This is a genomic window from Achromobacter sp. UBA4530, from assembly GCF_002388205.1.
GTDB classification, from domain to species: Bacteria; Pseudomonadota; Gammaproteobacteria; order Burkholderiales; family Burkholderiaceae_B; genus Achromobacter; species Achromobacter animicus.
On record NZ_DGMA01000025.1, the window covers coordinates 359,859 to 384,025 of the forward strand.

General features: G+C 65.5%; 20 protein-coding genes. 8 read left to right on the forward strand and 12 right to left on the reverse strand.

From position 1 onward, the window contains the following. The first annotated feature begins 102 nt into the window (after nucleotides 1–102). The 5 genes from cphA (B2W22_RS18630) (at nucleotide 103) to B2W22_RS18650 (ending at nucleotide 6,706) form a co-directional block, all read left to right on the forward strand. Entirely contained in the window at nucleotides 103–2,718 is a 2,616-nt protein-coding gene (gene cphA / locus B2W22_RS18630) for a cyanophycin synthetase (protein ID WP_286939121.1), read from the forward strand. 59 nt (nucleotides 2,719–2,777) lie between these two features. Next, on the forward strand, nucleotides 2,778–5,348 hold the full coding sequence (gene cphA / locus B2W22_RS18635) for a cyanophycin synthetase (protein ID WP_286939123.1): 2,571 nt from the start codon (nucleotides 2,778–2,780) through the stop codon (nucleotides 5,346–5,348). 552 nt (nucleotides 5,349–5,900) lie between these two features. Then, on the forward strand, nucleotides 5,901–6,101 hold the full coding sequence (locus B2W22_RS18640) for a CsbD family protein (RefSeq protein WP_006218180.1): 201 nt from the start codon (nucleotides 5,901–5,903) through the stop codon (nucleotides 6,099–6,101). Between the two features lie 27 nt (nucleotides 6,102–6,128). Beyond that, nucleotides 6,129–6,293: a DUF1328 domain-containing protein gene (locus B2W22_RS18645; protein WP_006389411.1), complete on the forward strand. Its 165-nt coding sequence runs from the start codon at nucleotides 6,129–6,131 to the stop codon at nucleotides 6,291–6,293. 74 nt (nucleotides 6,294–6,367) lie between these two features. Beyond that, a complete protein-coding gene (locus B2W22_RS18650) occupies nucleotides 6,368–6,706 on the forward strand; it encodes a BON domain-containing protein (protein WP_056567736.1) in 339 nt (112 codons plus the stop codon). Nucleotides 6,707–6,812: 106 nt separating this feature from the next. Here B2W22_RS18650 and B2W22_RS18655 read toward each other — a convergent pair whose 3' ends face one another. The 10 genes from B2W22_RS18655 to B2W22_RS18700 form a co-directional block, all read right to left on the reverse strand. Continuing rightward, nucleotides 6,813–7,685 (reverse strand): PhzF family phenazine biosynthesis protein, encoded by an 873-nt coding sequence (locus B2W22_RS18655; RefSeq protein WP_286939125.1) that lies wholly within the window; start codon nucleotides 7,683–7,685, stop codon nucleotides 6,813–6,815. 74 nt (nucleotides 7,686–7,759) lie between these two features. Then, nucleotides 7,760–9,184: a 4Fe-4S binding protein gene (locus B2W22_RS18660; RefSeq protein WP_286939126.1), complete on the reverse strand. Its 1,425-nt coding sequence runs from the start codon at nucleotides 9,182–9,184 to the stop codon at nucleotides 7,760–7,762. Nucleotides 9,185–9,225: 41 nt separating this feature from the next. Next, entirely contained in the window at nucleotides 9,226–10,074 is an 849-nt protein-coding gene (locus B2W22_RS18665) for an FTR1 family iron permease (RefSeq protein ID WP_175122866.1), read from the reverse strand. 14 nt (nucleotides 10,075–10,088) lie between these two features. Next, a complete protein-coding gene (locus B2W22_RS18670) occupies nucleotides 10,089–10,412 on the reverse strand; it encodes a cupredoxin domain-containing protein (RefSeq protein WP_175123344.1) in 324 nt (107 codons plus the stop codon). Between the two features lie 32 nt (nucleotides 10,413–10,444). Next, nucleotides 10,445–10,981: an iron transporter gene (locus tag B2W22_RS18675; protein ID WP_056569437.1), complete on the reverse strand. Its 537-nt coding sequence runs from the start codon at nucleotides 10,979–10,981 to the stop codon at nucleotides 10,445–10,447. Between the two features lie 222 nt (nucleotides 10,982–11,203). Further along, nucleotides 11,204–11,770 carry a polyhydroxyalkanoate synthesis repressor PhaR gene (phaR, locus tag B2W22_RS18680; RefSeq protein WP_175122867.1) on the reverse strand — a complete coding sequence of 189 codons (567 nt, stop codon included), beginning with the start codon at nucleotides 11,768–11,770 and terminating at the stop codon, nucleotides 11,204–11,206. A gap of 119 nt (nucleotides 11,771–11,889) precedes the next feature. Then, nucleotides 11,890–12,627, reverse strand: a complete 738-nt coding sequence (locus B2W22_RS18685) for a 3-ketoacyl-ACP reductase (protein ID WP_056567753.1) — start codon at nucleotides 12,625–12,627, stop codon at nucleotides 11,890–11,892. A gap of 80 nt (nucleotides 12,628–12,707) precedes the next feature. Then, nucleotides 12,708–14,342, reverse strand: a complete 1,635-nt coding sequence (locus tag B2W22_RS18690) for a PHA/PHB synthase family protein (protein ID WP_286939127.1) — start codon at nucleotides 14,340–14,342, stop codon at nucleotides 12,708–12,710. A gap of 123 nt (nucleotides 14,343–14,465) precedes the next feature. Further along, nucleotides 14,466–15,230: a peptidoglycan editing factor PgeF gene (gene pgeF / locus B2W22_RS18695; RefSeq protein ID WP_286939129.1), complete on the reverse strand. Its 765-nt coding sequence runs from the start codon at nucleotides 15,228–15,230 to the stop codon at nucleotides 14,466–14,468. After that, nucleotides 15,218–16,216, reverse strand: a complete 999-nt coding sequence (locus B2W22_RS18700) for an RluA family pseudouridine synthase (RefSeq protein WP_175122870.1) — start codon at nucleotides 16,214–16,216, stop codon at nucleotides 15,218–15,220. The genes pgeF and B2W22_RS18700 overlap by 13 nt, the downstream gene beginning before the upstream one ends. A gap of 107 nt (nucleotides 16,217–16,323) precedes the next feature. Here B2W22_RS18700 and B2W22_RS18705 point away from each other — a divergent pair, with 107 nt between their 5' ends. Continuing rightward, nucleotides 16,324–17,112 carry an outer membrane protein assembly factor BamD gene (locus B2W22_RS18705; protein WP_175123345.1) on the forward strand — a complete coding sequence of 263 codons (789 nt, stop codon included), beginning with the start codon at nucleotides 16,324–16,326 and terminating at the stop codon, nucleotides 17,110–17,112. An 80-nt stretch (nucleotides 17,113–17,192) separates the two neighbouring features. On the opposite strand, the gene B2W22_RS18710 is transcribed toward B2W22_RS18705, so the two are convergent. Next, entirely contained in the window at nucleotides 17,193–19,283 is a 2,091-nt protein-coding gene (locus B2W22_RS18710; protein WP_175184291.1) for an ATP-dependent DNA helicase, read from the reverse strand. 174 nt (nucleotides 19,284–19,457) lie between these two features. On the opposite strand from B2W22_RS18710, the gene tex reads away from it, so the two are divergent. Both tex and B2W22_RS18720 read left to right on the forward strand, forming a co-directional pair. Further along, the gene (tex, locus tag B2W22_RS18715) at nucleotides 19,458–21,833 is read left to right on the forward strand and encodes an RNA-binding transcriptional accessory protein Tex (protein WP_175184290.1); all 2,376 of its coding nucleotides are present in this window, start codon (nucleotides 19,458–19,460) and stop codon (nucleotides 21,831–21,833) included. Nucleotides 21,834–22,181: 348 nt separating this feature from the next. After that, complete coding sequence (locus B2W22_RS18720; protein ID WP_175122872.1) at nucleotides 22,182–22,688, forward strand: hypothetical protein; 507 nt, start codon at nucleotides 22,182–22,184, stop codon at nucleotides 22,686–22,688. 57 nt (nucleotides 22,689–22,745) lie between these two features. Here the strand turns inward: B2W22_RS18720 and B2W22_RS18725 are convergent, their stop codons facing one another. After that, nucleotides 22,746–24,101 (reverse strand): tryptophan--tRNA ligase, encoded by a 1,356-nt coding sequence (locus tag B2W22_RS18725; protein ID WP_175122873.1) that lies wholly within the window; start codon nucleotides 24,099–24,101, stop codon nucleotides 22,746–22,748. Nucleotides 24,102–24,167 lie beyond the last annotated feature (66 nt).

Below are 24,167 nucleotides of genomic sequence, written 5' to 3' on the forward strand. Positions count from 1 at the left end.
CCCCACTCGTTGGCATTATTCTTAAGGCGCAACCCCAATAAAATCGCGGTCTTGCATAGGGGCGTCCGCGCGTGCCAACCTGCTTCTCGAGCGAATTAAAACATGAAAAAGAAAGACATTGAATTTATCGATGTCGTGGCTTTGCGCGGCCCGAACATTTGGACGTATCGTCCGGTCCTTGAAGCATGGGTGGATATCGGTGAACTGGAGGATTACCCCTCCAACACGATTCCCGGATTTTATGAGCGCCTGACGGAATGGCTGCCGACGCTGATCGAACATCGATGCAGCCCCGGCGTGCGGGGCGGTTTTCTTGCCCGCCTGAAAGAAGGCACGTGGCCCGGCCACATTCTTGAACACGTCACGCTTGAATTGCAGAACCTGGCCGGCTTGCGCGGCGGCTTCGGCAAGGCTCGCGAAACCTCCAAGCGCGGCGTCTACAAGGTCGTCGTGCGCGCCTGGCAGGAACAGGTCACCCGAACTGCATTGAACGAAGCGCGCGACCTCGTCATGGCCGCCATCGAGGACCGGCCGTTCGACGTGCCCGCCACCGTGGCCAAGCTGCGCAGCCTGGTCGACCGCCACTGCCTCGGCCCCAGCACGGCCTGCATCGTCGATGCGGCCGATGATCGCGATATTCCGTATATCCGTCTTTTTGAGGGCAACCTCGTCCAATTCGGCTACGGCTCGGCGCAGCGCCGCATCTGGACGGCCGAAACCGATCGCACCAGCGCCATCGCCGAAGGCATTTCACGCGACAAGGACCTGACCAAGGAACTGCTGTCGACCTGCGGCGTGCCGGTGCCCGAGGGGCGCCTCGTTGAAAGCGAGGAAGACGCGTGGGACGCCGCCGAGGATATCGGCCTGCCCGTGGTGGTCAAGCCCTACGACGGCAACCATGGCCGCGGCGTCTTCACCAATCTGACGACGCGCGAGGAAGTGGTCTCGGCCTATCGCGTCGCGGTGGACGAAGGCAGCGGCGTCATCGTCGAACGCTTCGTGCTGGGCAACGAACACCGCCTGCTGGTGGTGGGCAACCGCATGGTCGCGGCGGCCGCCGGCGAACCGGCGTGGGTGACGGGCGACGGCAAGTCGACCATCACCGAACTCATCGACAGCCAGATCAATACCGACCCGCGCCGCGGCCGTACCGAAAACCATCCGCTCAATCCCGTGCGCCTGGATTCCGCCGCCCGGCTGGAGATCGCGCGCCAGGGCCTGTCGGAAGACAGCGTGCCGCCCGAAGGCCAGCGCGTGCTGGTGCAGCGCAGCGGCAACGTCGCGTTCGACGTGACCGATCGCGTCCACCCCAGCGTGGCCGCCACCGTGACGCTGGCCGCGCGCATCGTCGGCCTGGACATCGCCGGCGTGGACCTCGTGGCCGAAGACATCACACGCCCGCTGGATGAACAGCGCGGCGCCATCGTCGAAGTCAACGCCGGACCTGGCCTGCTGATGCACCTGAAGCCCGCCGACGGCACGCCGCGTCCCGTGGGCCGCGCGATCGTCGACCACCTCTTCCCCGAGGGCGACGCGGGCCGCATTCCCATCGTCGGCGTGACCGGCACCAACGGCAAGACCGTCGTCGCCCGCCTGGTGGCGCGCTTGCTGCACCTGTCAGGCAAGCGCACCGGCCTCGCGTGCAGCGAAGGCCTTTACCTGGACCGCCGTCTCGTGCAAAAGGGCGACCGCGCCGACTTCGCGTCGGGCACGCGCCTGCTCATGAACCGCAACGTGGACGCCGCCGTCATCGAGAACGACAGCGGCGTGATCCTCGGCCAGGGCCTGGCCTACGACCGCTGCCAGGTCGGCGTGGTCACCAACATCGACGACGGCGATCATCTCGGCGACTTCGACATCAACGAAACGGAACGCCTGTTCAACGTGTTCCGCACGCAGGTGGACGTAGTCCTGCCCGATGGCGTGGCCGTGCTGAACGCGCGCGATCCGCGCGTGGTCGAAATGGCCGAGCTCTGCGACGGCGGCGTGATCTTCTTCGGCATCGATCCCGCCCTGCCCGCCATCGTCCAGCACCTGGCCCAGGACGGACGCGCGGTGTTCGTGCGCGACGGCAGCATCGTGCTGGCACAGGGCAGCCAAGAAGAACGCCTGGCCGACGTCGCGGCCATCCCGCTGACACATGGCGGCCGCGTGGCCTTCCAGGTTGAAAATGTGCTGGCAGCCGTGGGTTCGGCGTGGGCGCTGGACATCCCGGTGGAACTGATCCGCGCCGGCATCGAGACCTTCGACATCGACCAGGCCGACGCGCCGTGGCAGTTCACGCTGTTCGAGCGCAATGGCGCCACGGTGGTCGTAGACGACGTGCACAACGCGTCCGCGCTGCGCCCGCTGATCACGGCCATCGATCAGTTTCCGTCCGCCAAGCGCGCCGCCGTCTACTCGGCCGGCGCGGACCGCCGCGACGCGGACCTGATCGAACAGGGCAAGCTCCTTGGCGACGCGTTCGACCGCGTGGTTCTATATGACGACGCGACCGTGCGCAGCAAGCGCCCCGACGGCGAAGCGCGCGCGCTGCTCCGCCAGGGCCTGGGGCAAGGCAGCCGCGTCAAGGACATCAAGGACGAGCCCGACCACGGCAAGGCCATTGCCAGCGTGCTGGACGGCATCGGCGCCGGCGACTTCGCGCTGCTGCAGTCCGACGAGGCGTTCTCCGGCCCGACCATCGATCTGGTCCGCCGCTGGATCCAACAAAACTGACCTTATTAGGCGCGCGGCCGCCCCCGGTGGACGCGCGCCAGACGACAGGAAACCCTGCCATGGAAGTCTCCCGAATCCGAGCATTGCGCGGCCCCAATCTGTGGAGCAAGAACACCGCCATCGAGGCCATCGTGTCCTGCGGCGATGCCGAATGCTCCATCGACAACCTGCCCGAGTTCGAAGCCCGCCTGCGCGCGCGGCTGCCGCAAACCGGCCTGCTGCGCCCCGAAGGTCACCAGGGCGCGGTGTCCATCGCCCACGTGCTGCAGATCGTTGCGCTGACGATGCAGGCGCACGCCGGCTGCCCCGTCACGTTCGGCCGCACCGCCTCCACCATCGAACCGGGCGTGTTCCAGGTCGTGGTCGAGTACAGCGAAGAAGAAGTCGGCAAGCTGGCGATGGAACTGGCGCAGGACCTCGTGCGCGCCGCGCTCGATGACACGCCGTTCGACATTGCCGACGCCCTGAAGCGTCTGCGCGAGCTGGACGAAGACGTGCGTCTGGGGCCGAGCACCGGCTCCATCGTGAACGCCGCCACCGCGCGCAACATCCCCTACCGCCGCCTCACGCAAGGCAGCATGGTCCAGTTTGGCTGGGGCAGCAAACAGCGCCGCATCCAGGCCGCCGAAACCGACCTGACCAGCGCCATCTCCGAATCCATCGCGCAGGACAAGGACCTGACCAAGATGCTGCTGGACGCCGCGGGCGTGCCGGTGCCGATGGGCCGTTCGGTGACCACCGCCGAAGAGGCCTGGGAAGCGGCGCAGGAACTGGGCGGTCCGGTCGTGGTCAAGCCGCGCGACGGCAGCCAGGGCCGTGGCGTCGCGGTCAACATCGAAACCCGCGAGCGCGTGATCCAGGCCTTTGAAGTGGCCGAAGAGATCAGCTCCGAGGTCATCGTCGAACGCTACATCCCGGGCCACGATTTCCGCCTGCTGGTGGTGGGCGGCGCGATGGTCGCGGCGTCGCGACGCGATCCGCCGCAAGTCACGGGCGACGGGCAGCAGACCATCCGCCAACTGGTGGAGCAGGTCAACGCCGACCCGTTGCGCGGCGACGGCCATGCCACCTCGCTGACGAAGATCCGTTTCGACGACATCGCCCTGGCGACGCTGAAAAAACAGGGCTTTGACGCCGATTCCGTACCGCCCGCCGGCACGCTGATCTTCCTGCGCAACAACGCCAACCTGAGCACCGGCGGGTCCGCAACCGACGTGACCGACGAGGTCCACCCCGAAATGGCGGCGCGCGCGGTGTCCGCGGCCCGCATGATCGGCCTGGACATCTGCGGCGTGGACGTGGTGGCCGAAACGGTGCAATACCCGCTTGAAGAGCAGCACGGTGGCGTCGTGGAAGTCAACGCCGCGCCTGGCCTGCGCATGCACCTGAACCCCTCGTTCGGCAAGGGCCGCGCGGTGGGCGAAGCCATCATCGCCAACATGTTCGCGGACGGCGACGACGGCCGCATTCCGGTCGTGGCCGTCGCGGGCACCAACGGCAAGACCACCACGGTCCGCCTGACAGCGCACCTGCTGGGCGCGGCCGGCAACCGCGTGGGCATGACGAACTCCGACGGCGTGTACGTCGACAATCTGCGCATCGACACCGGCGACTGCAGCGGCCCGCGCAGCGCGCGCAGCGTGCTGATGCACCCGGACGTGGACGCCGCGGTGTTTGAAACCGCGCGCGGCGGCATCCTGCGCGAAGGCCTGGCGTTCGACCGCTGCAACGTCGCCATCGTCACCAACATCGGCATGGGCGACCACCTGGGGCTCGGCTACATCAGCACGGTCGAGGACCTGGCCGTCGTCAAGCGCGTCATCGTGCAGCACGTGCATCCGTCGGGCATGGCCGTGCTGAACGCGGCCGATCCCATCGTGGCCGAGATGGCTGCAAGCTGCCCGGGCTCGATCACCTACTTTGCCGAAGACCGCAACCATCCCGTGCTGGCCACGCATCGCGCGCAGGGCCTGCGTTCGGTCTACCGCGATGGCGATGCCATCGTGGCGGCACAAGGCGCCGACGAGGTGCGTTTCCCGCTGGCCGAGATCCCCCTCACGCGCAACGGCACGATCACCTTCCAGGTCGAGAACGCGATGGCTTCCATTGCTGCGGCGTGGGCGCTGGACCTGGGCTGGGATGTCGTGCGCCGCGGCCTGGCCACGTTCGTCAACGACGCGCAGACGGCTCCTGGCCGCTTCAACGTGTTCGACTACCGCGGCGCCACGGTGATCGCCGACTATGGCCACAACCCCGACGCCATCCAGGCGCTGGTGCGTGCCGTGGACGCCATGCCGGCCAAGCGCCGCTCGGTCGTCATCAGTGGCGCGGGCGACCGCCGCGACGAAGACATCCGCATGCAGACCGAGATCCTGGGCGCCGCCTTCGACGACGTGCTGCTCTACCAGGACCAGTGCCAACGCGGCCGCGCGGACGGCGAAGTGCTGGCCCTGTTGCAGCAGGGTCTGGTGGGCGCCAGCCGCACCACGCAGATCGACGAGATCCATGGTGAGTTCGTGGCCATCGACACGGCGCTGGCGCGCCTGAATTCGGGCGATCTGTGCCTGATCCTGGTCGATCAGGTGGAAGAAGCGCTGGACCACATCGCCAAGCGCATCGCCCAGCCCTGAACGGCTCGGCGCAAATGCGGACGGGGCGCTCAGGCGCCCCGTTTTTTTTCGTCTTGCGATGCCATCAGCCGTGCGGGGATGCGATGGGCGCCGAGGCCTGATACCGGTCCGTCACGTGCGTGCACCCCACGGCCGCCATGGCGCCAAGCGCCAGCAAGATGGCGCTGCAAAGTCGTTTCGTCATGCGAGCTTTTCTCCCTTTACGTGGCGAACCGCCAGCCGGTTCCGTGTGGACTATACCGGCATGCGCCCTGCCCGGCCAGCCGCGCCAGCAGTGGGTTTCGAGAGCGGATCGGTTACTAGCCACGCACAAAAGGGGTCAAATGGTTGCTCAAATGTAACTCGACCTTCGTGCGCCCGGAACGCGTTTTCTCGTCTCAAACCCGGGGCATTTTCAGAGGCGGCGCAGTTACATTTCTCCACAGCGTGGTTTGACAGCCCCAGGGGGCGACTCGTAGCTTAGAACCTAGCTGATCAGTTCCCAACACACCGCGTTCCGGCAGCTTCATAGGCCATGAACCTGCCGCCGCACGAAACCAGAGAGAGGTCACCATGAACAACGACATCATCGCCGGAAAGTGGAAGCAACTGACGGGCAAGGCCAAGGCGGCTTGGGGTGAACTCACCGACGACGAACTGACCCGCACCGAAGGCAACGCCGAGCGTCTGGCTGGTCTGATCCAGGAACGCTACGGCAAGACCAAGGATGAGGCGCAAAAGGAAGTCCGCGACTTCTTCGACCGCAATCCCTGATTCCCATAACCACCAGGAGAAGCTGACATGTTGCATTACGCCGTAGTTTTCTTCGTTATCGCGATCATCGCGGCTGTCCTGGGGTTCGGCGGCATCGCCGCCGGCGCCGCGGGGATTGCCAAGATCCTGTTCTTCGTCTTTCTGGTCCTGGCTCTCCTGTCCATTCTGGGCGGCGCCTTCCGCAAGAAATAGAACCCGCATCTGAGCTTTAGTAGATCGTCATAGCGTCACGAACGCGCTGAACACCAATAAAAAGGAGCATTACTATGGAAATTCGCAAGCTGATCGCCGCCGCCGCACTGGGTACGGGCGCTGTCTTCACTTCCATGGCTTTTGCCGCCGATGACGGCAAGCCGAAACAGTCCGTGGGTGAGTACGCGTCCGACGCCACCGTGACCACGAAGGTCAAGGCCGCCTTTGTTGCCGACAAGCAGCTGAGCGCCCTGGAAATCGCCGTCGAAACCAACAACGGCGAAGCCACGCTGACCGGCACCGTCGGCACCGCTGCCGAAGCGGATCACGCCGCCAAGGTCGCCCGTGGCGTTGAAGGCGTGAAGCAGGTCAAGAACAACATCAAGGTTGATCCGGCCAAGAACCGCAAGTAATCAAGGCATCGATGTAGTTGACGCCTGATTTGAAAACGGCGCCTGTGCAAACAGGCGCCGTTTTCACGTCTGGCTTTTACATGCTCGCTTTGGGATTTGCGTTCTGCTATAGCGTGACGGCGCCGCGGCCGATTTCCAGCGCGCGTCCGCCCACCTGGATGCGGCCATCGGTCGACACATCCAGCTGCAGGCGGCAGGGGCGGCCGGTCTGGTCGCCCTGCTCCACCAGCACGCTGGCGGGCAGCGCGGCCTTGCGATGCAGGAGCCAGCCGCCGAGATTGGCGCAAGCCGAACCGGTGCCGGGATCTTCGTTGATCGCACCGCCCGGCGTGGCGTAAAAGTAGCGGGCCACGACGACCTGTCGGCCCGCCTGGACATTGCCTTCGTCAAACGCAAACAGATAGAGCGACTTGCGTTCGAGGCTGCTGGTCTGCCAGCGGCTGAGCAGCGACGCGTCCGGCTTGGCCCGGCGCACTGCGTCCACGCTGGCAAGCGGCACGAGCAACTGGTCCGCGCCGGTATCCACCCAGATCGGGTCGGCCAGCAGGTCGTTTTCGCCCAGGCCCACCAGCCCGGCGATGCCGGCGGGATCCAACTTGGGTGCGGCGGTGCGCACCCCGCCCGGACACGGCGCGGTGAAGGTCCACGCGTCGCCAATGGCAGTAAGCGGCACGACACCCGCCTGAAATTCCAGCGTCAACGCGTCGCCGGTCTGCCGCAGGTCGCGCACGACCTGCGCGGTGCCAATGGCCGGATGCCCGGCGAACTTCATTTCAAAGCCCGGTGTAAAGACGCGCACCCGCGCGTCGGCCTGATCCGAAGGCAGGATGAACGTGGTCTCGGACAGATTGAATTGCGCCGCAAGACTGAGCATGGTGGCATCATCCATGCCGCGTGCATCTTCAAACACACAGAGCTGATTGCCGCTGAAGGTGGAAGAGGCGAAAACGTTGAGTAGGCGAAAAGCGTAGGAAGCCATGGCGGATAGCAGTGAGGAAAATGCCGGCGGCGCCGGACAAGCCCCCACTGTATCGCAGCGGCCCCGTCAAACGCTTACCAGACCGCGAAGAACAGCACCCACGCCATGCAGAATGGCGCGAGGCCCGCGGCCAGCACAAGACCTGCGCCAACCTTGCGCGCCATGCCGACCGGACGCGCATTCAGGAGGCGCGCGTAAAGACGCAGGGTCCACAGCACCGCCAGGGTCAGCAGCGTGAACCGGACCGGCGTCGCCCATGCCGCCTGCACGCCTTCATGCTTGAGCAGCGTGATCGTCGTGGCGGACAGGCCCAAAAACACGCCAATGCCAGCCGACGGAATCAGCGCCTGCGCCAGCTTGTGCAGGCCGGCCCGCCCCCAGCGCGACACGGGCGCATGGGCAGCATGGGAATTGAGGGGCGCCGGCGGCACGGGTGCGGCGGGCGCAATGCGGTCGGCGAGCCACAACGACAGGAAGGCCGCGCCGCCCACGCATATCGTGGCGCCGACGACAAAGAGCAGAATGCCGGCGCCGTCCAGCCACGAGAAGCTGTCGTTCACGTCCGGGTAGTGCGTCAGGATGAACCACGGCGCGTTGTCCATCAGCGGCCATAGGATGTCGTGCTCGACCAGCCAGGTCGCGGCCCATTGCTTGGCCGTCACGAACCACGGACTGGCGCTCCAGAGAAACGCGCCGATCGCAATGCCCATCAGGCCGAAACACAGCAATGCCGTCTGCCACGGATCGCCATCGGCCACGTGCACGATCTCTTCTTCAGGCGAGCGGGGTGTCAGTGCAATGGCGCCGCGATAGCCACTGCACCGTCCACAGACGTGGCAATCGCCCGCGCCCTTCATGTGGCGCAGCGGCACCAGCGGCGCACAGTTGATGGGCTCGATGCGGATGACGGGATGGCGCCACTTTTCCTCGTCGACCTTGAAGTGCCAGGGCGCCAGCTTGGCCAGCAGGTTGAACACGCCATTGACCGGGCACAGGTACTTGCACCACACGCGCTTGCTGCGCCCATAGCGCCAGCCGACGATCATGGCCGCCACCGTGGAGCCGCCCAGGACGGCCAGCACCGCCAATGGGTACTGATAGACGCTGACCAGCTGACCGTAGATGGTCGTCAGCGCGAAGGCCACGAACGGCCAGCCGCCCCAGCGCATCCACTTCGGAATGGCGCGGCCCTGGCCGCGCTCGCTGGCCCATTCGGTCAGCATCCCTTCGGGACACAGCCAGCCGCACCATGCGCGCCCCAGGATTGGCATCGAGATCAGGACGAACGGCCACCACACGCCCCAGAACGCAAACTGCGCCACGACGGTCAGGTTGTTGAACACCGAGGCCGCGTTGTCGGGCAGCGGCAGCAACGCCGGCACGATGAGGAGGAACGCGTACAACGCGACAATGCCCCACTGCAGCTTGCGCAACAGCGGGGCATGGTCACGGAGGAAGTCGGCGATGCGGGAGGTTGCCCTCCCGAGTGCAGCAGCCATGGTCAAACCTTAAGAAAATCAGTCCGGAGAAAACACCGGAATCAGGATGCTCCGCGGGCAGCGGCCACGGGCGCAGGCCGTCCGCCCGCCCAGCGCAGCAGCGCCCAGACGATGATCCAGTAAGCCACCCACAACAGCAGCGAGGACAACGCAGGCAATGCGCGGTATCCCGCGAAGTCGGCCAGCACCTTGCCAATGCCCGTGCTGTCGCTCAGCAGCCAGGAGCTGTCCCAGACCGGGTCCACGATGGTCGGCAGGACATCCAGCGAAATCAGGTGGTCCAGGCCGCCCACCAGCAACGAGCCGGCCAGGAGCAGCAACAGGATTTCGGTCACGAAGAAGAAGCGGCGCCACGTGATGAGCTTGCCGCCCAGTTGCAGCAGCCAGAACGTCAGCAGCGCCACCGCGAAACCGGCCACGCCTGCGACGGCCAGCATCAGCATGTCGCTGCCGCCCTCGCCCGCCGACACCGTGCCGTACAGGAACACGACGGTCTCGCTGCCTTCGCGGGCGACGGCGATGGCGACCAGCACGAGCAGGCCCCACCAGTTGTCGCTTGCCACGGAGGCGCGCGCCCCGCTTTCGAGTTCGCCCTTGAGCGTGCGGCCGTGCTTCTTCATCCACACGACCATCTGCACGACCAGCGCGCAAGCGGCCAGCGACATGATGGCCTGGAACCATTCCTGGCCTTCATCGCTGAGCCAGGACGACACGCCCAGCAGCACCAGCGCCAGCGCCACGGCCAACGCCAGGCCCGCCGCCACGCCGCCCCACAGGTACGGCAGCCCGCGCTTGCCTTCCGGCGTGGCGCGCAACCACGTATACAGAATGCCCACCACGAGCAGGGCTTCGACGCTTTCGCGCCAGACGATGAAAAGTACCTGTTCCATGCTTTGGTGCCGCGTTATTCCTTGGGCTTGACGACCAAGGTGCCTTTCACGCTCTGGTGAAAGTCGTCAAAAAAGGGATACTCGCCGGGACGCGAAATGGTGATGACCACGAAGGACTTCACCCCCGGTCCCAGGACTTTTTCCTTGCGCAGCGGAATGCTTTCGAATTCCACCGGCTCGTTGCTCTCGTTGATGAGTTCAATCTTGAAACGGCCCGCGGGCACTTCCAGCGTGGCCGGCTCAAACGTGCCGTCCGGCTTGAACCGCAAGGTGAACGTGGGCAGTTCGTCCGCCTGCGCAGGCGCCATGCCGGCTACGCCGGACAGGCCGATGAGCATTGCGGCAAGTACGCGAAGCAGGCGGCGCACGATCAGTAACCGCCCTTCTTGCCGGTGCCGGCGTAGACGAATTCATATTCCAGGTCGAACGGCTCGAACCATTCGCCCACACCCGTTTCCTTGTCGACGTGACGGCCGAAGTGGCTCATCTTGTTCGCCGTCGGCGGCAGGATGGTGTACTTGAGCTTGTATTTGCCCGGGCCCTCGAGCTTCACGTTTTCGCCATAGTGCGGGCCATCGTTGGCGACCATCGGCATGAACGTGCCCTTCTGCACGTTCTGGCTGCCGACCTTCTGGATCTCGTAATTCACGACCAGATACGGCACCCACTCGCCTTCAGGAAAACCAGTCTTGTTGCCGGCCGTGGCGTGGATGTCGGCCTCCAGGTGCACGTCGGAATCCTTGGCCGGACGCATCATGCCGGGCGGGTCCATTTCGATCGGCTGCAGATACACCGCGCCGATTTCCATGCCGCCCTTTTCGACAGGCTTGCCGATGGGGTATTCGGCCGCATGGGCGGCGGACACGCTCAACGCGACAATGGCCAGCGCCAAGGCTTTCTTGATCATGTGCATAATCCTTGAGACACAAATGAAAATAGCGGCTCTCAAAACACAAACAAGAACCGTTTTCATTAATTTAGTGGATTTTGCTGACACAACCCTGAACCTGGCCGCACTAAAAGTGCCGGATCATTGCGTTGGCTCAATCAGCAAAAAGCCGCCTTGGCATGCGCCAAGACGGCTTTTTTGCATTGACGCGGACCGGTCAGGCCCTGCGTCCGGCGGTGGTTACTTGCGGCCCGCGCCCGGGGTGCTGCCCGGCGTGAACGGGAAGGTCGAGAACATCGCGCGCGTCTGATCCTGCATCTGGTCCTGCATCTGCACGAACAGGTTTTTGCTCTGGTCGATGTAGTTGTTCATCATGTTCTGCAGCATCGGCGTCTGCACGTTCATGAATTGCGTCCAGGCTTCCGGCCCGAACTGGCTGCCGTACAGGCCCTTGGACTGCTCGGCCATGCGCTGCTGGATCTCCATGAAGGCCTGGATGTTCTTTTCCAGGTACGAGCCCATGATGCCTTGCATGGCGTGGCCGTAGAAACGGATGATCTGCGACAGCATGTTCGAGGAGAACATGGGCATGCCGCCGCTCTCCTCTTCAAGAATGATCTGCAGGAGGATGCTGCGCGTCAGGTCTTCGCTGCTCTTGGCATCGACAACCTGGAATTCCTCGTTCGCCAGGACCAGTTGCTTGACATCTGCCAGGGTGATGTAGGTGCTGGTCCGGGTGTCGTATAAGCGACGGTTGGGGTATTTTTTAATCAGGCGCAGGCTGGCGCCGGTTTGTGCTTGCGTCATGGTTGTCCCCGGATCGGGCGATCTCTTTAGGCTTCGAATAATGTGAGTGTAATGCCGTACGGCCCTCTGCCCGAAGCCGTACAGCGCCAGTGGGCCGCCGCGGGGCGGCCCATGTCACGTCAACCCATGTGCAGGCCGCCGTTCAGCGAGAAGTCCGCGCCGGTCGAAAAGCCGGATTCATCCGAGGCCAGCCACGACGTCATGGACGCGATTTCCTCGGGCGTGCCAAGGCGGCGCACCGGAATCGTGGCGACGATTTTTTCCAGCACGTCCGGCCGGATGGCGCGGACCATGTCGGTGCCGATGTATCCCGGCGAGATCGTGTTGACGGTCACGCCCTTGCTGGCCACTTCCTGAGCCAGCGCCATCGTGAAACCGTGGATGCCGGCCTTTGCCGTGGAGTAGTTGGTCTGGCCAAACTGACCCTTCTGGCCATTGACCGAACTGATGTTGATGATGCGCCCCCACTGGCGCTCGACCATGCCGTCGATGACCTGCTTGGTCACGTTGAACAGGCTGTTCAGGTTCGTGTCGATGACCGCGCGCCAATCGTCGGCCGTCATCTTGCGGAACAGCCCGTCGCGGGTGATGCCCGCGTTGTTGACCAGCACGTCCACCGGCCCGAGGTCAGCCGTGACCCTTTCGAAGGCGGCTACGGTGGAGTCCCAATCGGACACGTTGCCCACCGACGCGTAGAACGTGAAACCCTGCGCGGCTTGCTCATCCAGCCATTGCTGGTAATTGCGGCTGGGGCCGCAACCTGCCACGACGCGAAAGCCATCCTTGGCCAAGCGCTGGCAAATAGAGGTGCCGATCCCGCCCATCCCGCCTGTTACGTAAGCCAGTTTTCCGCTCATTGGACTTCCTCCTGTGTGCGACGGACGCCTCGTTGATTAAACATCTTCCTGCCCGGGGGATCGGACCGCGATACGCGGTATCAGGCCGCCCGGATCTTTACATATCTGCCAGGGGCCGGCTCGATCGGCCGGTACTTGGCATTGCCTGCCTTTGTCCTTGCTTTGACCTGTTTGCCGGAATGCTCGGCCAGCCAGCCCGACCAGTCCGGCCACCAGCTTCCGGGTTGCTCCACGGCCTGCGAAAACCACGTGTTGGGGTCGCCGGGAAGCGGTTGGCTTTCCTGTTCCAGCGCATCGGCCACCCAGTAGCTGCGGCGCTTCTTGGCGGGCGGATTCACCACGCCCGCGATGTGGCCGGATGCGCCCAGCACGAAACGCTGCGGTCCGCGCAGGACCTGCGTGGATGCATAAGCCGAAACCCACGGCACGATGTGGTCTTCGCGCGAACCGAAGATATAGACCGGCATGCGCAACCGCGTCAGGTCCAGCGGCAGGCCAGCGGCCTGCGCGCGGCCCGGCACCTTGAGGTTGTTCTCAAGGTAGGTATTGCGGAAATACCAGGAAAAGAAAGGCCCCGGCAGGTTCGTGCTGTCGCCGTTCCAGAACAGCAGATCGAAGGCCGGGGGCTTCTGACCCTTCAGGTAATTGCCGACCACGTAGTTCCAGACCAGCTCATTGGGGCGCAGGAACGAGAAGGTGGTGGCGAGGTCGCGGCCCGCCATCAGGCCGCCGTTGCCCAGTTGATGGTCGCGCATGAGCGCGTGGGTTTCGTCGACAAAGACGTTCAGGACGCCGGTGTCGTGAAAATCGAGCATCGAGGTGAGCAGCGTCAGCGCAGCCACGGGATGCTCGCCGCGCGCTTCGGCCAGCGCCAGCGCCGCACCCAGCATCGTGCCGCCCACGCAGAAGCCCAGCGCATTGACCTGCGGCTGCTTCGTGATGTCGCTGGCCACGCGCAGCGCCTGCAGCACCGCGTCGTCAAGGTAGTCGGACCAGGTGGCGCGGTCCACGCCGTCGGTATCGGCCGCCACCGGATTGCGCCAGGAAATCAGGAAGACCGTGAAGCCCTCCCCGACCGCGTGACGCACGAACGAGTTCTCGGGCTGCAGATCCAGGATGTAGAACTTGTTGATGTTCGGCGGCACGATGACCAGTGGCCGTTCGTGCACGGTGCCGGTCGACGGCGCGTACTGGATGAGCTGGAACAGCTTGTTCTCGAACACCACGTCGCCGGGCGTGGTGGCCACGTTGCGGCCGATCTCGAATTGGGACTCGTCGGTCTGTGTGATGCGGCCTTTCTGGACGTCGCCCAGCAGATTTGCAAGGCCTTCGTTCAACGCGCGTCCCGCGCTTTCTACGATGGATTGCTGCGCGTCGGGATTCAATGCCAGGAAGTTGCTGGGCGACAGCGCGTCGACCCACTGCATGATGGAGAATCGAAGGCGGTCGCGCATGGGCTCGCTGACCTGCGCGGCATCGACCATGCGCTGCATGGCGCGGGCGGACAGCAGATAGGTATGCGCCAGCAACAGATGCGACGCGTTCGCCGCCCAGGCATCGCCCGAGAACCGGCGATCGGACGGCGGCGCCAGCGTGCCGCGCTGGGCATCGTCGCAAAGGCGTTGCCATTCGCGCGCGAACTCTGCCTGGATGTCAGCCAGGACTTCCGGTGCCACGCTCACCGGAATGGGACCTGCGGAGAGATTGGCATTCACTTCGACACCTTGTTATCGAGACTTCGCGATTGATGTTGCATTCCGGGTCCAGGGCTGTCAATGCGGGTATACAAGGAGGCTGCTGCCGCGGGACTCAAGGCCGGCGCCGGCCTTTGCGCGGCGTCAAACCGGATGCAACCAGGCCAGCATTGCCATGCGTCCCGTCACCCCGTCGCGGCGGTAGGAAAAGTACCGGTCCTTGCGCGTCACCGTGCATTCGCCGCTGAGGGACACCTCTTGTACCCCGGCGCGCCGCAGCCGGAAATCCGCCAATCCGGCGAGGTCGGCCAGCCACTTGCCGGCCGCGCCGGCACGTGGCGCGAAAAAGCGCGCCGTGGCCGGGTCGTCCGCCGTGAAGGCGTCCAGCACGTCCTGCCCCACTTCGAAATGCTGCGGGCCGATGCCGGGCCCGACCCAGGCGCGCCAACCGGCCGCCTGCGGCGCCTTGGCGCGCATGGCGTCCAGCGTATGTTCCAGGACCCCGCCCGCCAGGCCGCGCCAGCCGGCATGCGCCGCGCCCAGCACCTTGCCTTCCGTGTCGGCGATGAGCACCGGCAGGCAATCGGCCACCATGATGGCCAGGACGCGCCCGGGCTGCGCCGTGACGCTGGCGTCCACGGCAGGCTCGGCCGGCACGTCGATCGCGTCCGCATCCACGACCTCGCTGCCATGCACCTGACGCAGCCACAGGGGGGCGGCCGGCACTGCCGCGCGCACGCGGCGGCGATTCTCGGCCACGGCCTCGGGGTTGTCTTCGGCCCGCAGGCCAAGATTGAGGGTGTCATGCGGCGCCACGCCGACGCCCCCTGCGCGGGTCGTGCAGAAGTAGCTGACGCCATTCCAGTCGGGTCCCGTCACGACGGGCAGGTCTGCAATCAGGCGTTCCATGCAATGCTCTCCTGGACCTGCGCCATGTCGGCAGGCACCGGCGCGTCGAAGTGGACGTCGCCCTTGCCGCCGGGATCGTCGAAATGGAGCGCGCGGGCGTGCAGCATCTGGCGCTCTGCCCCGGCAATGTTCTTGCCGCCGTAGATCGTGTCGGCCAGCAGCGGATGCCCCAGGCTGGCCATGTGCACTCGGATCTGGTGGGTTCGGCCCGTCTCCAGGCGGCATACCACTTCGGTGACACGGCCGCCGGGTTCCACCGAGCCGCGCCGGGCCGGCGCGTAATTGGTGATGGCCGGCTTGGGCGCGACGGGCCGTTCGACGCTCATGCGCACCGGCACACGCGGATCGCGGCCGATGGCGCGGTCGACCTTGCCCGCAGCGGCAACCCAGCCGTGCGCCAGGGCCACGTATTCGCGGCCCATGCTGCGCGCTTGAAGCTGGCGCACGAGATGGGTCTGGGCGATGTCGTTGCGGGCCACGACCATCAGGCCGGAGGTGTCCTTGTCCAGGCGGTGCACGATGCCCGCGCGGGCAACCTGCGCAAGCTCCGGGTAGCGATGCAGCAGGCCGTTGAGCAGCGTGCCGCTCCAGTTGCCGGCCCCGGGGTGGGTGACCAGGCCCGCCGGCTTGTTGACGACAATCCAGTCGGGGCTTTCGGCGACCACGCCGAACTCGACGGGTTCGGGCGTGAAGGCCAGCGCGTCGGGCGCGGGTTGGGCCCAGATGGTGAGTTCGTCGCCGGGGCCGACCGTCTGGCGGATCTTGCCTGGCGCCCCGTTGACCAGGACGTTGCCGGATTCGATCCAGCCTTGCAGGCGGTTGCGGGAATGGTCGGGCAGGAGGCCGGCCAGAATCTTGTCGAGCCGGTCGGCGCGCGTGGCGGACGGCACGGTTACAAGTTGCGGCTCCCCGCGGCCGGATTCGTCGAGATTTTCGTCGGCGCTATCGTCGGAAACAAGATCTGCGCGGGCGGCTGTATCAGACATGGAGACAAATCATATAATCAGCCTGCCATGCTAACACCAAGGATACGATTCTCGTGATTCACCACCCTGCAGCTCCCTCGAACCCCGCATCCCGCAGCGGGTCGGTTTTGCGCGTGGTCATCGCGCTTTTTGCCGTCATCGTCATCGCCGGTTGCAGCGGGGCGGACAGCAAATACGACAAGACCACCAACTGGAGCGCAGAACAACTCTACGCGGACGCCAAGGCCGAAATGGCGTCGGGCGGCTGGAAGGAAGCGCGCGAGCGCCTGACCGCCATCGAAAGCCGCTACCCGTTCGGCGTCTACGCGCAGCAGGCGCTGCTTGAACTGGCCTACGTCAACTGGAAAGACGGCGAAAACGAGCAGGCGCTCGCCGCCATCGACCGCTTCCAGCAGCTTTATCCCAATCACCCCGGCACCGATTACGCGCTCTACCTGAAGGGCCTGGTCAACTTCACGCCGGCCAGCGCCTTCATGAGCAACATCACCGGCCAGGATCCGGCCGAGCGCGACCCCAAGGGTCTGCGCGCGTCCTATGACGCCTTCACCGAGCTGATCAAGCGCTACCCCGAAAGCAAGTACAGCGTCGACGCCGAAAAGCGCGTGGCGTGGCTGGTCAACACCATCGCCATGAACGAAGTCCACGTCGCCCGCTATTACTACGAACGCGGCGCCTACGTGGCCGCCGCCAATCGCGCGCAGACCGTCATCACCGACTTCGAAGGCGCCCCCGCCACCGAAGAGGCCCTCTACCTGATGGTTCAGTCGTACGACAAACTGAACATGACCGACCTGAAGAACGATGCCCAGCGCGTCTACGACAAGAACTTCCCGAACAGCGCGTTCCGGACCCAGGGCCTGAAGGCCGACAGGAGCTGGTGGAATCCCTTCAACTGATTCCGCCTGCATGGGAAGCGAAAAGCCCTTCAGATTTCTGAAGGGCTTTTTTTCGCCTGCTGGGCGCGCGAGGGGCCGTGCTACGCGTCGTCCGGTCCGCGTTTACGCCGGTAGAACGCCAGCACCTCTTCCAGCTCGCGTGTGCGCGCAAACGGCGGCAGGCCGCGCCACAGGCGCTTGCCGTACGGCTTTTCCACCAGCCGCGCGTCGCCCACCATCAGCACGCCCCAATCGGATTCGGTACGGATAAGCCGGCCCGCGCCCTGCTTGAGCGAGATCGCGGCTTCGGGCAACTGGTATTCGGCAAACGGATTGCCGCCCTGCGCCCGGCAGGCGCGCAGGCGGGCCTCGATGACGGGATCGTCGGGCGGCGCGAACGGCAGCTTGTCGATCGCCACCAGCGTCAGCACGTCGCCCGGCAGGTCGATGCCTTCCCAGAAGCTGGCGCTGCCGACCAGCACCGGATGCTTGAGCTTGCAGAAGCGGTCCAGCAGATCGCGGCGAGTGCCCTCGCCCTGCTTGAGCAACGGCCAGTCATGACCCGCGTCGTCGAAGGCGTCGGCCAGCAAGTTGGCAACCTTGTCGACGGCGCGCAGCGTCGTACAGAGCACCAGGGTGCCGCCCGGGCTGGCCTCAAGCAGCGGCATCAGCGTCTGGACGAACCGATCCAGGAATTGGGGCGATTGCGGTTCAGGCATGCCGCGCGGCACGAACAGCAGCGCCTGCTCGGGGTAGTCGAACGGCGACTCCCATTTGCCGGTGCGGGCGGTATCCAGGCCGAGCTGGCTGGTGAAGTGCGTGAATTCGCCGTTGATCGACAGCGTGGCCGAGGTCATGATCCAGGCCTGGCCGGGCTTGCGGAACTTGGAGAACGCCTGCGCCACGGACAGCGGCGCCGAATGCAGCCGCACGTGATGCAGGCCGTGTTCGACCCAGCGCACGGCCGGGCCCGTCCATTGTTCGGCCTGCGCGGCGCCTTCAAGCAATGCCGCGGGCGTGGACGGACCGTCGCCCAGCGGGCTCTGCACGGGGGCCTGATCGTCGCGGCCCCAGCCTTCGTCGTCGTGCGCGCCGCTGCTGCGCCCGGGCGTGGCCCAGCGCTTGAGCTTGACCGAAATTTCCGCACCCATGCGGGCAGCGGCGAGCAGATCCGGATGCTTTTCGGCGACGGCGCCCAGCGCCTTGGTGGCGCTGTCGATGGCTTCGCGCAGCGACAGCAGCGCCTCGTCGAATTCCTCGGGATTGGGGATGGCCTCGAACGTGGCCTTGCGCCCCGGCATCTTGTCGAGCGGCGCACAGACCAGCCGCAACTCGCGCGCGGCGGTTTCGATGTGACGGCTGACGTCGCTCCATTTAGCGGCTTCGCGCGCATAGGCCAGCCCCGCGACTTCCAGCGCGCGGCCGAAGTCCATCAACTGGTGCGTGGATACGCTGCTGCCCAGAAAGCGCGTGGCGGTGTCCGGCAATTGATGGGCTTCGTCGAAGATGACGGTGTCGGCTTCAGGCAGGAGGTCCGTGACGCCCTCTTCGCGCAGCATCAAGTCCGCCATGAAGAGCGCATGGTTGACGACGACGACGTCGGCTTCCTGCGCCTGGCGGCGCGCCTTGACGACAAAGCAATCGCGGATGCGCGGGCATTCCTGGCCCAGGCAGTTCTCGCGGGTGGACGTGACGCGTTGCCAGATGTCGGCGTCTTCGGGCACCTGCGCGAGGTCGCTGCGGTCGCCCGTTTTGGAGATGCCTGCGAACACCTGGATCTGGCGCAGCTGCTGGATTTCGGAGCGGGACTTGAGCGCGCGCTCGTCGCCCTGAAGGCGTTCGAGGTGGTAATGGCACACGTAGTTGCCGCGGCCCTTGAGCAGCGCGGCCGTGACGGGTGCAGCCAGCGCGGCGCGCACGCGCGGCAGATCGCGCGCGAAAAGCTGGTCTTGCAGCGTGCGTGTGCCGGTGGAAATGAGCACCTTGCCGCCCTGGATGAAGGCGGGTACAAGATAGGCCCAGGTCTTGCCGATGCCGGTGCCGGCTTCGGCCACGAGCGTGGCGCGGTCCTGGATGGCCTGGCCAATGGCCTGCGACAGTTCCACCTGCGATGGACGCGGCTTGTAGCCGGGCAAGGCCGTGGCCAGCGGCCCGTCCTCGTCAAAGAATTCGGATATGTCCAGGTCCAGCATTACAGCAGCCTAATGTAGGGCCCCAAATGATACCCGCTGGCGCGCCGGTTTCCTGCTTGCGGCCTGCCGCAATGCCCTTGGCAGAGGGACGGATCAGACACTTCGGCCACGTTCCGTAACAACGGCTTATGGCACAATCCGCCCCTCGTTTTCCCTTTTTGCCGTCGTATAGAGATGTCTGAAACTTCCACTATCACGAACGTCGCCACCGGCGTCGACAACGCCCGCATCGTCGCTCAGCTCGCCACCGAGTTGGGCGCCCGCGCCTCCCAGATCGCTGCGGCGGTGGAACTGCTGGATGACGGCGCCACCGTGCCCTTCATCGCCCGCTACCGCAAGGAAGCGACCGGCGGCCTGGACGACACCGTGCTGCGCAACCTGGAAGTCCGTCTGGGCTACCTGCGCGAGCTCGAAGAACGCCGCGGCGCCATCCTGGAATCCATTTCGCAGCAAGGCAAGCTGACGCCCGAGCTGCAGCAGGAAATCGCCACGGCCGACACCAAGCAGCGCCTGGAAGACCTGTACGCGCCCTACAAACCAAAGCGCCGCACGCGCGCCCAGATCGCCCGCGAAGCCGGCCTCGAACCGCTGGCCGACGCCATCCTGGCCGATCCCGCCTGCGATCCCGCCGCGCTGGCCGCGCAATACCTCAATCCCGAAGCCGCCATCAACGACGCCAAGGCGGCGCTCGATGGCGCGCGCGACATCCTGGCCGAACGCTACGCCGAAAACGCCGACCTGCTGGCCGACATGCGCGAGCACCTGTGGTCCACCGGCCTGGTGTACTCCAAGATGATCGAGGGCAAGGAAACCGAAGGCGCCAACTTCCGCGACTGGTTCGACTTCAACGAGCCGCTGCGCACCCTGCCCTCGCACCGCATCCTGGCGCTGCTGCGCGGCCGCCAGCAAGGCGTGCTCGAGCTGCGCCTTGGCCTGGAAGCCGACCTCGAAGCCCAGACGCCGCATCCGTGCGTGGCCCGTATCGCCAACTTCCTGAAGCTCGGCAACGGCCTGTTCGCACTGGACGCCACGCCGCGCGCGCGCTGGCTGGGCGAAGTCTGCCGCTGGACCTGGCGCGTCAAGCTCCTGACCGCATTCGAAAGCGAACTGATCGGCCGCCTGCGCGAAAGCGGCGAAGCCGAGGCCATTCGCGTGTTCGCCGCCAACCTGAAAGACCTGCTGCTGGCCGCGCCGGCCGGCCCCAAGGCCGTGCTGGGTCTGGACCCCGGCATCCGCACGGGCTGCAAGGTCGCCGTCATCGACAAGACCGGCAAGGTCGTCGACACCACCACCGTGTACCCGTTCGAACCGCGCCGCGACCGCGAAGGCACGATCAACACGCTGGCCGCGCTGGTGGCGCGCCACAACGTGGACCTGATCGCCATCGGCAACGGCACGGCTTCGCGTGAAAGCGAAAAGCTCGTCGGCGACATGATGGAGCGCTTCCCCGACCTGAAGGTCACCCGCGTCGTCGTTTCCGAAGCGGGCGCGTCGGTGTATTCGGCCTCCGAAATCGCCGCCCAGGAATTCCCCGACCTCGACGTGACGCTGCGCGGCGCCGTGTCCATTGCCCGCCGCCTGCAGGATCCGCTGGCCGAACTGGTCAAGATCGATCCCAAGGCCATCGGCGTGGGCCAGTACCAGCACGACGTCAACCAGCGCGAACTGGCGCGCTCGCTGGACGCCGTGGTCGAAGACTGCGTGAACGCGGTGGGCGTGGACGTGAACACGGCGTCGGCCGCGCTGCTGGCCCGCGTGTCCGGCCTGAACTCGCTGCTGGCCAAGAACATCGTCTCTTTCCGCGACGAAAACGGCGCGTTCCCCACGCGCGAGGTCCTGCGCAAGGTTCCGCGCTTTGGCGAGAAGGCATTCGAACAGGCTGCCGGCTTCCTGCGTATCCCCAACGGCGACAACCCGCTGGACGCGTCGTCGGTCCACCCCGAAGCCTACCCGGTGGTCGAGCGCATCGTGGCCAAGATCAAGGCAGAAGTGAAGCAGATCATCGGCCAGCGCGAAGCCCTGAAGGGCGTGTCGCCGTCGGACTTTACCGATGAGCGCTTCGGCCTGCCGACCGTCAAGGACATCTTCGCCGAACTCGAAAAGCCCGGCCGCGATCCGCGCCCGGAGTTCAAGACGGCGCAGTTCAAGGAAGGCGTGGAAACGCTGAACGACCTGTACCCGGGCATGGTGCTGGAAGGCGTGGTGACCAACGTGGCCAACTTCGGCGCGTTCGTCGACATCGGCGTGCACCAGGACGGACTGGTCCACATCTCGGCGCTGGCCGAGAAGTTCGTGAAGGATCCGCGCGACGTGGTGCGCGTCGGCCAGACGGTCAGCGTCAAGGTGCTGGAAGTGGACGCCGCGCGCAAGCGCGTGGCGCTCACCATGCGCTTGAACGACACCGCCGCGCCCGCCCGCCGCAGCGCCGATGCGCCCAAGGGCGGTGATCGCCCGCGCCGCCAGGGCGATGGCGGCCGCAACGCAGGCGGCGGCGCAGCAGCGTCGATGAACAGCGCCATGGCCGACGCGTTTGCCAAGTTGAAGCGCTGATCCGCTGATCCCTCGGCATCCCTGCTTTACCGAAATCCCGGCGTCCGAGGCGCCGGGATTTTCTTTTGGGCAGCCCCGTCAGATCACCTTCAGGTCGCCCCTGCAACCTAGGGGCTTACCCCTAGATCACGCGCTTTTGTTGCGCTCCCGCAATTCGGCACCACAGAAATAAGTGAAAATATCTAATTGTGTCTAAATAATAAAAACCGGCATGACGCTGTCTTTCACTAAAGCGTTCACCGGCGGCACAACCACCCGCGGTCAGGCGAGCTACTGCGCGAAGCGCCTGTCGGGGAGCAGCATCAGAACAAGAGCGCGCCCCCTGATAGCCCGGAGATCCGTTCCGTCATGCTCAGCACCATTACGCTCGCCGCAAACGAAACCGCAACCATCGCCGACAAGGACGCCACGGCAAGCGGCGTCTACGGCGACGTGACGTTGGGTCAGTATTCGCATCTGATCGTCGACAGCGCCGCGGTCACCTTCAAGCACGTCACACTCGAACGCCTGGGCAGCCGGGTCATCGAACTGCGCAATGGCGCGCAACTGCATGTGGGCGCGCTGGGATTTGCCAGCATGGGCGCCAGCATCGTCTACCGCATCGGCATCGGCTGCGTGATCACCTACGACGCCAGCCAATGGGATCCCGAAGTCGTGGCCAACACCACGTTCGATTTCGCCAGCGAGGGCAGCGGCACGCTGAAGTATTTTCCGTTCATCAATCCGCAATGGCTGGACTGTCCCCACGTCACGGGCTATTCGGACGGCGACCAGCTTGAAATCGCGGGGCAAGGCCGCGTGCAGCGCTTTCAGGTGCGCGACGGGCGCATCGTCGCCAGCGCACGCCTGAACTGAATGCAAAACGGCGCGGATTGCCCGCGCCGTCTTTGTCCATCCGCTACCCGCTACCGGTTATTCCTGCGCCAGCGACAGCAGCGCTTCGCGCGTGCGCGCGATGCCCGCAGCCGGTTCGCCTTGCACGCCTTCGGGCGCGGTGGCGACCGTCACACCGTCGATCACCACCGCATAGCCCTGGGCATGTGCCTGCAGGACGCTGTCGGCGGGTTCGGACTGCAAGCGGCGCATCAGCGCGCCCGCTTCCTTGGGATCGGCAAAGCGCTGCGACAGCAACAGTTCCTCGCCATCGGCCGCCAGCAGGCGGAAGCGGAAGCCGCCGTCCTCGTCGCGGAAGCTGACGAAACGCGCGCCCTTGGACTTTTCCTTCTTGCCCTGGGCGCTCTTGCCCGCCGTAGCGGCGGCGCCCAACGTGCGCAGGCCCACGGCCTCGCGCAGTTCCTGCATGAACGGCACGGCAAGCTTGCGCGCCTTGGCGGCGCCCGCCTGCAGGATGTCTTCGATGCGGCCCGGGTTGGCCATCAGGTCCACGTACTTTTCGCGCATCGGGGCCAGCAGGTTTTCCAGGTGCTCGAACAGCGCCTGCTTGGCATCGCCCCAGCCCATGCCGGCCTCGAGCTGCTGGCGGAACGCCGTCGATTGCTCGGACGTCGCAAATGCGCGGTACAGCGTGTACAAATGGGACGATTCGGCGTCCTTGGGTTGGCCCGGCTCGCGCGAGTCAGTCACGATGCGCATCACCGAGGCGCGCAATGCGCTTTTGCCGCCTTCGAAAAGCGGAATCGTGTTGTTGTAGCTCTTGGACATCTTGCGGCCGTCCAGCCCGGGCAGCGTCGCCACATCTTCTTCGATGACCACCTCCGGCAGCGAGAAATACTCGCGGCCATACAGATGATTGAAGCGCTGCGCGATGTCGCGCGCCATTTCCAGATGCTGAATCTGGTCGCGGCCCACGGGCACCTTGTTGGCGTTGAACATGACGATGTCCGCAGCCATCAGGATCGGGTACGAAAACAGCCCCATGGTGATGCCGTCGTCCGGATCCACGTTCTTGGCCACGTTCTGGTCCACCGAGGCCTTGTAGGCATGCGCCCGGTTCATCAGGCCCTTGGCGGTCACGCAGGTCAGCAGCCAGCTCAGTTCGGGGATCTCAGGGATGTCCGACTGGCGGTAGAACGTCACGCGCTCGGGGTCCAGGCCCACCGCCAGCCACGTGGCGGCGATCTCAAGACGGGAGCGCGCCACGCGCGCCGGATCGTCGCATTTGATGAGCGCGTGGTAGTCCGCCAGGAAGAAGAATGCGTCCACGCCAGGCTGCGTGCTGGCCTGCACCGCCGGACGGATCGCGCCCGCGTAGTTGCCGAGATGGGGAGTTCCAGTCGTGGTGATGCCGGTAAGGACGCGGGTGTTCATGAGGCGAGAAGGCGGTTGCTAGGGGAAGCCCTGAGTGTAACGTGCCGCAGCCCGGCCCCGCCCCGG